Source organism: Nocardia sp. NPDC020380 (assembly GCF_044386975.1).
GTDB lineage: Bacteria > Actinomycetota > Actinomycetes > Mycobacteriales > Mycobacteriaceae > Nocardia.
The window spans coordinates 20,398-31,316 of record NZ_JBIRVQ010000031.1 but is presented as its reverse complement, the minus strand read 5'-3'; the positions used below and the strand labels follow the sequence as shown (position 1 = coordinate 31,316).

At 69.0% G+C, this 10,919-nt stretch carries 7 protein-coding genes; 6 read left to right on the top strand and 1 reads right to left on the bottom strand.

The genetic code is table 11. From position 1 onward, the window contains the following. From ACH438_RS45690 to ACH438_RS45680, 3 genes are all read left to right on the top strand, one after another. Positions 1 to 228, top strand: a 228-nt coding sequence (locus ACH438_RS45690; protein WP_397017502.1) for a hypothetical protein, incomplete at its 5' end; no start/stop codon positions are given. Positions 229 to 379: 151 nt separating this feature from the next. After that, the gene (locus ACH438_RS45685; protein WP_397017500.1) at positions 380 to 1,564 is read left to right on the top strand and encodes an acyl-CoA dehydrogenase family protein; all 1,185 of its coding nucleotides are present in this window, start codon (positions 380 to 382) and stop codon (positions 1,562 to 1,564) included. 17 nt (positions 1,565 to 1,581) lie between these two features. After that, positions 1,582 to 2,727: an acyl-CoA dehydrogenase family protein gene (locus ACH438_RS45680; RefSeq protein ID WP_397017498.1), complete on the top strand. Its 1,146-nt coding sequence runs from the start codon at positions 1,582 to 1,584 to the stop codon at positions 2,725 to 2,727. 52 nt (positions 2,728 to 2,779) lie between these two features. On the opposite strand, the gene ACH438_RS45675 is transcribed toward ACH438_RS45680, so the two are convergent. After that, complete coding sequence (locus ACH438_RS45675; protein ID WP_397017496.1) at positions 2,780 to 5,650, bottom strand: BTAD domain-containing putative transcriptional regulator; 2,871 nt, start codon at positions 5,648 to 5,650, stop codon at positions 2,780 to 2,782. Between the two features lie 167 nt (positions 5,651 to 5,817). On the opposite strand from ACH438_RS45675, the gene ACH438_RS45670 reads away from it, so the two are divergent. The 3 genes from ACH438_RS45670 (at position 5,818) to ACH438_RS45660 (ending at position 10,905) form a co-directional block, all read left to right on the top strand. Continuing rightward, positions 5,818 to 8,304: an MFS transporter gene (locus tag ACH438_RS45670; protein ID WP_397017504.1), complete on the top strand. Its 2,487-nt coding sequence runs from the start codon at positions 5,818 to 5,820 to the stop codon at positions 8,302 to 8,304. Between the two features lie 294 nt (positions 8,305 to 8,598). Then, on the top strand, positions 8,599 to 9,774 hold the full coding sequence (gene tuf, locus ACH438_RS45665) for an elongation factor Tu (protein WP_397017494.1): 1,176 nt from the start codon (positions 8,599 to 8,601) through the stop codon (positions 9,772 to 9,774). A 171-nt stretch (positions 9,775 to 9,945) separates the two neighbouring features. After that, on the top strand, positions 9,946 to 10,905 hold the full coding sequence (locus tag ACH438_RS45660) for a purine-nucleoside phosphorylase (protein WP_397017492.1): 960 nt from the start codon (positions 9,946 to 9,948) through the stop codon (positions 10,903 to 10,905). Positions 10,906 to 10,919 lie beyond the last annotated feature (14 nt).

Here is a 10,919-nt window from a genome sequence, read left to right as displayed (position 1 = left end):
GAGGCGATCGTCAAGGGCGAGAACATTCCGGAGCCCGGTATTCCGGAGTCGTTCAAGGTGCTCTTGAAGGAACTCCAGTCGCTGTGCCTCAACGTCGAGGTGCTGTCGGCGGGCGCGGTGACCCAGCTGCAGCGCGCCGACGACGACGATCTCGACCGGACGGCGCAGAATCTCGGAATCACGCTGTCCCGCAACGAATCGGCGTCGGTCTCCGACCTGTCGGGCTGAGTTACCTGTCGGGCTGAGTCGTGCTCGGCGCGCGGCGCCGCACTACTCGTGCGGGGCCGCGCGCCGGCAGTAATGCCGTTCGATGGCAAGAGCTTTGGCAGCTTCCTGCCATCCGCCCGGTTCGCGGCGAAACGGTTCCTAGTTTCGATGCATGCACATCAGCTTCACCGACGAGCAGGAGCGGCTGCGTAAGCAACTGCGGGAGTACTTCACCGACCTCATGACTCCCGAGGTCCGCGAACGGCTACGGTCCGGACCGGGCGGGGAGCACGGGGACGGCACGGCGTACAAGGAGATCGTGCGCCGGCTCGGCCAGGACGGATGGCTGACCCTCGGCTGGCCGGAGGAATTCGGGGGACAGGGCCGGTCCATGGTGGACCAGCTGATCTTCACCGACGAGGCCGCCGCGACCGGGGTGCCGCTGCCGTATCTGACGGTGAATACGGTGGGCCCGACCATCATGCGCTACGGGACCGCCGCCCAGAAGGCGGCCTTCCTGCCCCGGATCGCGCGGGGCGAACTGCACTTCTCCATCGGCTATTCCGAGCCCGAGGCCGGCACCGACCTGGCCTCGCTGCGCACCCGCGCGGTACGCGACGGCGGCGAGTACCTCATCAATGGCGAGAAGATGTGGACCAGCCTCATCGAATACGCCGACTACGTCTGGCTCGCCGCCCGCACCGATCCCACCGCGGGCAAACACGGCGGACTGTCCATCTTCATCGTCCCGACCGCGACACAGGGCTTTTCGTGGACCAAGGTGCACACCATGGCAGCGGTCGGCACCAGCGCCACCCACTACGAGGATGTCCGGGTACCCGCCGAAAACTTGGTCAGCGGCGAGAACCAGGGCTGGCGGCTGATCACCAATCAACTCAACCACGAACGCGTGGCACTGAGTTCCGCTGCGCCGCTGCAGGAATCGCTGCGGCAGGTGAGCGAGTGGGCGCAGCACACCGTGCTGCCGGACGGGTCGCGGGTGCTGGACGCGGAATGGGTGCGGCTGCATCTGGCGCGGGTGCACGCGCACGCCGAATACCTGAAACTGCGCAACTGGCGCACCGCCTGGGCGGCCGACGCCGGCGAACTCGGCCCGGCCGAGGCGTCCGCCACCAAGGTGTTCGGCACCGAATTCGCCACCGAGGCCTACCGTTTGCTGATGGAGGTGCTCGGCGCGGAGGCCATCGTGCGCGCCGACTCCCGGGGCGCCCTGCTGCGCGGCCGCATCGAACGCTTCCACCGCTCCTCGCTGATCCTCACCTTCGGCGGCGGCGTGAACGAGGTACAGCGCGACATCATCGCCAAATCCGCCCTCGGCCTGCCCGTCAGCCGCTGATTTCCCAGGAGACCGAGATGGATTTCGACTACACCGAAGCACAGCAGGACCTGTCCGGACTGGCCCGCGAGCTGTTCACGGACTGGACCGAGCACAATCCGCGACCCGGCATCACCGGATTCGACCGGGAGCTGTGGCAGGCCATGGCGGCCGCCGGGCTGCTCGAAGCGGCCCTCCCGGACCGGGTGGGCGGCAATGGATTCGGGCTGCTGGAACAGTGCAGCATTCTGACCGAGATCGGCCGGACCGTCGCACCCGCGCCCTACGCCACCAGTATCGCGGTGGCCGCCGCCACGATCGGGGAGTTCGGCGACGACGAGCAGGTCGCACGCTGGGTGCGGCCGGTACTGCAAGGGCAGGCGACCATCGCACCCGCTCTGGCGGAGAGTGTCGTGGCCTTCGAAGCATCCGCGCACCCGAACGGCTTGCTGCTCAATGGCATCCAACCCGTGGTCGCGGCAGGCGCGTTCGCGGAGACCTTCCTGATCGAAGCACGCGACGGCGCCCGGTCGGTCCTCGCCTTGATCGACCGCGACACCGAAGGACTGACCGTCGCCGGACAGCACGTCGTGAACGGCACCGATGCCGCCGTTCTCGAGCTGCACGACGTGCCGGTCCCCGAGACCGCTCTGATCCGCGCCCCGGGCGCCGCCGAATGGGCCCGCCGCCGCGCCACCCTCGCGACCTGCGCCCTGCAACTGGGCATCCTGGCCCGTGCCCTCGAATTGACCTGCGAATACGCCCGCGCCAGAAAACAGTTCGACAAGCCCATCGGCTCGTTCCAGGCCGTGCGGCAGCGGCTCGCCGACGCCTACATCGACGTGGAGGCGGTGCGACTGACACTGTGGCAGGCCGCCTGGCGCGAACAGCAGGGCCTGCCGGCGGATATGGAGATCGCGGTGGCCAAGTTCTGGGCTGCGCAGGCGGGGCACCGGGTGGCGCACACCGCCGTGCACGTCCATGCCAGTACCGGCATCTACCTGGACTATCCGATGCAGCGCTACTTCACCGCGGCCAAACGCGCGGAGTTCGAGGGCGGTTCGGGCACCGCGCAACTGCGCCGGATCGGTGACCTGCTGGCCGACCATGCGGCGCGTGCGGACCCCTCGTACGCACGCGGCATGACCGCACCCGACGCCACCGGCATGTTTCGCCGATCGTGACGTTGCCGCCCACCCTGCCAGGCGTGAATAAACAGCGAATAAACGTTCGCTCTCAGGAGATCGGGCCAGGCACGTAGAGGCTGTCCAGCGTCGGTGCGGGCAGACCGGCGCGGCGGAAAATCGCCGCGGCCCCGGCCAGCTCGCGCTCGGCGTCCGGGTGTTCGCCCCGGGCCGCCAGCGCGGCCGCGTGCAACACCATGGCGCGGGCGCGGTCCAGCGGATCCGCCGCCTTGCGCAGCAGGTCCATGGCCTGCGCGGCCTCCTGCTCGGCGGTGTCGAGATCGCCCGCGCGCAGGTTGATCTGGGCCAGCCGGGTGCGGGCCCAGCCCTCCCAGAGCCGGATGCCATTGTGCCGGGCCAGCTCCACGGCCGCGGCGGCCAATTCCAGCGCGGCGGCGTGCTCGCCGAGCATCGATCGGGTGGCCGCCAGCTCGTGGGTGGCCCAGCCGCGGGCGACCGGATTACTGGATTTGTCGGCCAGTTCGATGGCCCGGTCCGCCACCGCGAGCGCCTCCGCGTACTGGCCGGACTCACACAGGGTCCGGGTGGCCAGCGCGAGAATCCAGGCCTCCAGCGAGAGATCGCCCAGCGACCGGGTCAGCGCCACCGCATTGGCGTAGTGCCGGTGCGAATCCTTGGTATTGCCCAGCCGCCGGTCCGCGACCCCGAGCAGGATCTCCGCCAGCAGCTGCAACCGCCGATCGATGTAGTCGGCGGGCTGGGAAAGGGGCTGCAGGAACTCCAGACTCGCCGCCACCTCGCCGAGTCCCACCAGCAGCATGGCCCCGATCGCCACCCGCAGCCGGCGCACACTGCCGGTATCGGACTCCGCGATCGCGGTGTGCAGCAGCGCCTTCAAGCTGTCGCCGAGCTCGCGCGCCCAGGTGCCGGCATCCATGAACTCGGCCATCACCCAGGCGAGATCGGCGGCCACGGCGACGGATCGGCCACCGACCCGCGCGGCCTGCCGGTGCAGGGCTATCACCACCGGGCGCTCGAGATCGTTCCAGAGCTGACCGTCGGCGCCGGTGGCGAAGACGTGCCCCGGCACGGTGGTCGGTACCAGGTGCAGCGAGGTATTGCTGTATTCCAGTGTGCTGAAAAGGTTTTTGGCGCTCGCCAGGTAGTAGTCGAGCAGCCTGGCCAGGACGGCGCTCTCCTCCTCGCCGGGCAGCCCGCGCGCGAACAACCGTAGCAGATCGTGGAAGCGGTAGCGGCCGGGCGCGGTGGTCTCCAGCAGGCTGAGATCCACCAGTGATTCACAGAGGTATTCGGCCTGCGCCACCGGCACGCCCAGCACCGCGGCCGCGCCGTCGAGCGGAAAATCCGGCACCTCGGCGCGCGCCAATGTGCGCAGGGCCCTGGCCTGTTCGGAGTGCAGCTGGCCGTAACCGATACGGAAGGCCGCGGCGAGGGTGAGATCGCCCGTCTGCAGCACCTCCAGGCGCTGCCCCTCGTCGGCCAGCCGATCGGCCAGCGAGGCGATGGACCATTGCGGCCGCACCGCCAGCCGCGCCCCGACAATACGCACCGCCAGTGGAAGGAAGGCGCACAGATCGACAATGGTGTAGGCCGCGATGCGTTCGGCCGCAACCCTTTCCACGCCGACGATACGGGTCAGCAGCGTCATGGCCTCCTCGCGCTCGAGGACGTCGAGGCGGGTGCGCCGTACCGCGGGCAGTTCGGTCAGCGCCGAGCGGCTGGTGATGAGGACCGCGGTACCCGGGGTGCCCGGCAGCAGCTGACGCACCTGGGCGCTGTCGCGGGCATTGTCCAGAACCACCAGAATCCGCTTGTCGGACACCAGGGTTCGCAATTGCGCGGCGCGTTCGTCGACGGCCTGGGGGATATCGCCCTCGGCCACGCCGAGCGCGCGCAGGAAGCCGCCGAGGGCATCGCCGGGAGAGACGGGCGCGGCATCGGCGCCGCGCAGGTTCACATAGAGCTGCCCGTCCGGGAACCGGTCGCGCACCCGATGCGCGACATGCAGTGCGAGGGTGGTCTTGCCGACGCCGCCCATACCGGCGACCGCGGAGATGGCGACCGTGCAGCGGTCGCCGGTGAGCTCGGCGGCGATCTCCGCGGCGGCCCGGGAGCGGCCGGTGAAATCGGCTATGTCGGGCGGTAATTGGGCCGGGGTGTGCACGGCGCGCGCGGGCCGCAGGACGGGCGGCAGTTCCGCGCGCAGGATGCGCGCGTGCACCTCGGTTAGTTCCGGGCCGGGTTCCACTCCGACGCCCTCGACCAGGGCGTGGCGGGCGCGCGCATATTCCTCGAGCGCCTCGGCCTGCCGCCCGCCGTGATAGAGAGCCGTCATGAGCAGCACGCGGAAGCGCTCGCGCAGCGGATGTTCCTGAATGAGCGGTCCGAGTTCGGCCACCGCCTCGGCGCCGCGGCCGATTTCGATGTCCAGGGCGAGACGGTCTTCGAGAATGGCGAGCCGCCACTGTTCCAGCCGCGTCCGCTGCCGTTCCGCGAACGGGCCGGGCAGTCCGCCGAGGGCCGCGCCCTCGAAGGTGGACAGGGCCGTGATGAGGGTGTCGCGGGCGGCGGCGGGATCGTCGTCGCGGAGTCGTTCGGCGGTCTGCACCTGGGTCTCGGCCCGGTCGATATCGGTGCTGCCCGGCGGAATCCGCAGGGCATAGCCATCGCCGATGGAGACCAGCAGGGTGGACGGTCCGCGATTGACGCGGTCGGGTTCGAGTTCGCGGCGCAGCTTGGCCACATGGGTGCGCAGTGCGGGGACCGCGCGCAGTACGGGGTCCTCACCCCAGATGCCCTCGACCAGTTCGGCGGCGGTGACGGCCTTGCCGCCGCGCAGCAACAGGGCCGCGAGCACCGCGCGCCGCTGCGGCGGACCCAGATCCAAGGGCCGGTCCGCGCGCCATGCGCGGACCTCGCCCAGTACGGCAAACCTCAACAAACCGACCTCCCCGTCCGGGAGTTTAGAGGGACACCATCACCGTCACATTTCAGCGGGGGCCGCATCGGCAGAATCGCCGAGCTGCTGTTCATATCCGCTGCGACGCGCCGACACCGAAAGTTCCGAGGCGGGTCGGGGCCGGGAAGTAGCCTGAGCCGGTGGCGACCATGAGCGACGCGCCGGCCAGGACGAGACGGCCGGGCATCGCCTTGGCCACCGTCACCGCGGTCCTGTTCGTGACCTTCCTCGACACCACGGTCGTGAGCGTCGCGCTCGCCGATATCCGCTCCGAACTCAGCACCGACGTCATGCTGCTGCAGTGGGTCGTCAATGCCTACACGCTGGTCTTCGCGAGCCTCATGCTGGCGGCCGGATCCCTGGGCGACCGGTGGGGGCGCAGACGGGTGATGATCGCGGGACTGGCCATCTTCTGCGCGGGATCGGTGCTCTCGGCACTGGCCACCAGCGTGCCCATGCTCATCGCCGGTCGCGCGGTCATGGGCGTCGGGGCGGCGGCCTCCGAACCGGGCACGCTGTCGGTGCTGCGGCAGATCTTCCCGGAGGCACGGACGCGGGCCAAGGCGCTCGGCGTGTGGGCGGCGGTGTCCGGCCTCGCGCTCGCGGCGGGTCCGGTGCTCGGCGGCGTGCTGGTCGGCGCCTACGGGTGGCGCTCGGTGTTCTGGTTCAACCTGGTGATCGGGGTGGTGGTGCTCGCCGCTGCGCTGCGGTACGTACCCGAAAGCGCCGATCCGCGGCCCGGAGCCATCGATTGGGGCGGGTTCCTGCTCGGGCCGGTATTCCTGGGGTGCCTGATCTATGCCGCCATCTCGGGGGAGGATCGCGGGTACGGTGCGCCCTCGGTGATCGCGCTGTTCGTGCTCGGCGGGCTGGCCTTCCTCGCCTTCGTCGCGGTCGAGACGCGAGTGCGCAATCCGGTGTTCGACTTTCGCTATCTGCGGCTGCCGCCGGTGCGCAGTGCGCTGGTGGTCGCCTTCGCCGTGTACTTCGGGGTGTTCTCGATCTTCTTCTTCACCGCGCTGTATCTGCAGGTGATGCTTCATTATTCGGCCGGGCGGACGGCGGCGGTGTTCGCGCCCATGGCCGTCGCCATCATGGTGGGGGCGCTGGGGGCGGGATTCTGGGTGGCGCGCAGCGATGCGCGCACGCCGATGGTCACCGGCTGCGTGGTGGGGGCGGCCGGCATTCTGCTGACCCGCCATTCGCTCGACGGCACAGTGCAATTCGGGCCATTGGCGGCGACGCTCGCGGTGGCCGGGCTCGGGTTCGGCATTGCCGTCGTACCGCTGACTTCCGCGGTGCTGACCGGAGTACCCGCGGAGCATTCGGGTATGGCGGCCGCTGCCACCAACACCATGCGGCAGGTCGGTGCGGCGGTCGGCGTCGCCGTGCTCGGGTCGCTGGTGAATGCGTTCCTGACCGCTGACCTGAAGACGCGGCTGACCCAGCTGGGGCTGCCGGACAGTTTGCAGCCCATTGCCATCGATGCCGTCGAGCGTGGGCGCATACCCTCCGGGATCGACCTGGCCACCGAACTGAAGTACGCCTCGAAAGTGAGCGAGGTGCTGCGGACCGCCACCGCGGCCTTTCATCACGGACTCGATGTGGCGCTGCTGGTTTCGGCGCTCATCATCCTCGCCGCGGCGGCGTACACGGTGCTGACCATGAGTGGTGCGGGCGACTCGGCACAGTGGTGGCGGGAGTTGCCGCCGGCGGCCGGCGCGTTCGTGATGGCGACCGGAATCCTTTCCGTCGGACTGCATCTCACCGGATACGAGACAGGGTCGGTGGTCGCGCTGGTGCTCGCGGCACTCGTATGGGCAGTGCTGGCAGGCGATTTCGCCTACCGGCTGTTGTGGAGCCACGATCGGTGGGAGACGGAGGCGGATACGCCGGCGGCGCTGACCGCCGTGGCCGCGACGACCGTGCTCGGCACCCGGATCTCGATGCTGGGCTGGCATTTCGTGGCCACCGCGCTGCTGGTCGTGGCCGCGGTGCTGTGGCCGGTGCTGCTGGTTCTGGTGATCCTTCATTGGCAGCGGCGGATGCCCGGGGCGGCGTTCCTGGTCTGCGTTTCCACGCAAGGTCTGGCGGTTCTGGCGGCCACTCTCGCGGCGGCCGGTGTGGGCGACTGGCTCATCATCGCCGCGCTGGTGTGCTTCGTGCTCGGGCTGGTGCTGTACTTGGTGGCCTTCACGCATTTCGATGTCACGCAGGTCTGGCGTGGTGCGGGGGACCAGTGGGTGATGACCGGCGCGCTCGCCATCTCGGCGCTGGCGGGGTCGAAACTCGTTGCCTGGCAACACTGGACGGGAACGCCGCACACGATCCTGCGGGTGGTGACGCTGGTGTTGTTCACGGCGAACCTCGTGCTGTACGTGATTCTGGTTGTGGCCGAGGTGATCCGGTTCCGGCCGGGATACAACGTGCGGCGCTGGGCCACCGTGTTCCCGCTCGGCATGACGGCCGCCGCGGCGCTGTCGACCGGTGCGGCGCTGCACCTGCACTGGGCGCAGACGCTCGGGAAGGTGCTGCTGGCGGTGGCCGTGGCGGTCTGGGTGCTGATCTTCGTGGAGTTCGTGGCCGGGCGCCTCACCGCGTCGAGTACCGCCGCCACCGAGCCCTCGCGAAAATAACTGGCGCGGTACCGCTCCCGCGCGGCAGTATGTCTCGCATGTTCTCGCAGTCCATCGCCGCATTCCCCGCAGTCGCGGGCGCGATGGCTGCTGCCCTGGTGGCATCCGCATTCGCAGCGGCATCCGCATTCGACGGCGCACGACGCTGACCTTCTCCGGGACGTCCCCGGGACCTCAGTCGGGGAAGGTGGCTCGTCGCTGAGGTCCTGGCGCTCGCGCAGTTATCGGTAGCACGCAGTTATCGGTTACACAGCTGCGCAGCGCGAATCATTACTCCCGGATGGAGAACTCATCATGGCCAAGCAGGCCTACGTCCGCACCAAGCCACACCTCAACATAGGCACCATGGGTCACGTCGACCACGGCAAGACCACGCTGACCGCCGCCATCACCAAGGTGCTGGCCGAGCGGGGCGGCAGCGCCTTCGTCCCGTTCGACCGGATCGACCGGACGCCGGAGGAGATCGAGCGCGGCATCACCATCAATATCTCGCACGTCGAATACGAAACGGCCGCGCGGCATTACGCGCACGTCGACATGCCCGGCCACGCCGACTTCGTGAAGAACATGATCACGGGGGCGGCGCAGCTGGACGGCGCCATCCTGGTGGTCTCGGCGCACGACGGCATCATGCCGCAGACCGCCGAGCACGTGCTGCTGGCCCGGCAGGTCGGCGTCGAGCATATCGTGGTCGCGCTCAACAAGGCCGATATCGGCGACGGCGAACTGCTGGAGCTGGTCGAGCTGGAGGTGCGGGAGCTGTTGTCCGCCAACGGATACGACGGCGACAACCTGCCGGTGGTGCCGGTCTCCGGACTGCGCGCGCTCGAAGGCGACGAGCACTGGTCGCAGCAGCTGCTGCGGCTGCTCGACGCCATCGACGAGTACATCCCGATGCCCGTGCGCTACACCGACGCGCCGTTCCTCATGCCGGTGGAGAACGTGCTCACCATTACCGGTCGCGGCACCGTCGTGACCGGCGCGGTGGAGCGCGGGCTCGTGCGGGTGGGCGACCGGATCTCGGTGCTCGGCTACGGCGGGGAGCTGGAGTCGGTGGTGACCAGCATCGAAACCTTCGGCCGCACCATGGAATCCGCGCAGGCGGGCGACAATATCGCCATGCTGCTGCGCGGGGTGCAGCGCGGTCAGGTGCAGCGCGGTCAGGTGGTGGTGGCGCTCGGCAGCATGGCCGTGCACTCCGAGTTCACCGCGCGCGTGCACCTGCTGTCGGCGGCGCAGGGCGGGCGGCGCACGCCCATCACCACCGGTTACCGGCCGCAGTTCTACCTGCGCACCGGCGATGTGGTCGGCGATGTGGTGCTGCCCGAGGGCCGGGCGCGGCCGGGCGAGACCGTCGAGATGGCGGTCACGCTCAGCCGACCGGTGCCGCTGGAGCCGGGCCTCGGCTTCGCCGTTCGTGAGGGCGGGCTGACCGTGGCCGCGGGCACTGTGCTCGAGGTACGGCAGTAGCCGGGATCACGCGGCAGTTGTTCGCCGGCACGCGGCGGTGGTTCGCCACCAGGTGGAAGTTGTTCGCCACCACATGGCCGCGGCCGGCGACACCGGGTTCCCCGGTTCCGGGCAGATCGCTCGGGACCGGGGAACCTTTGTGCCATCCGAAGTGTCGCCTATCCTCATCGGATGACCAACCGTTGCCAGAAAGTAGCGATTGCGCTGGGAGTGGCCGCACTGGCCCTCGCCGGCTGCTCCTCGGGATCCACGAGCGATTCCGGCAAGATCGACGTCGGCGTCCTGGTCATCACCATGTTCGATCCGGAGAACCAGGTGTGGCTGAAGAACGAACAGCTGCCCACCACCGTCGACGTACCCGGCGCGTTCAAGCCCGTACGCTGCAATGCGGACAAACTGTGCGTGGCCGAAACCGGCCAGGGCAAGGCCAATGCCGCCACCACCATGATGGCCATTCTCAACAGCGACAAGTTCGACTTCTCGCATGCCTACTTCTTGACCGCCGGTATTGCGGGGACGCCGCCCGAGCAGGGCACCCTCGGCGGCGCCGCGCTGGCGCGGTGGGTGGTGGACTTCGATCTCGGAAATCACCTCGAACCCGCCGAGGCGCCCGGCGTGCCTTTCGGTTATCGGCCGGTCGAGGATTACAACACCGATGCCTACCAGCTCGATACAGCCCTGGTGGACAAGGCATTCGGCTGGGCGCAGGACGTGAAGCTGGCCGACAGCCCCGAGGCCATTGCCGAGCGCGCCCTGTACCCGGGCCAGGCGGGCCGCACGCCGCAGGTCATGAAGTGCGACACCATGACCGGTGACGACTTCTACTCCGGCAAGCCGCTCTCCGACACCGCCGGGTACATCATGAATCTGCGCACCAAGGGCGCGGGCACCTACTGCACGACGCAGATGGAAGACAATGCCACCGCCACCGCGCTGAAGGCGCACGGCTACCTGAACCGGTACCTATCGTTGCGCACCATGAGCAATTTCGACCAGCCGTACCCGGGTCAGTCGGTGGTCGATCACCTCGACAAGACCAGCGGTGGTTTCCAGGTGGCGCTCGACAATCAGTACACCCTCGGCAAGGCACTGGCCGAGCAACTGCTGAAGAACCCGCCCGTGAACAGCTGAGTGTGGCCGGGATT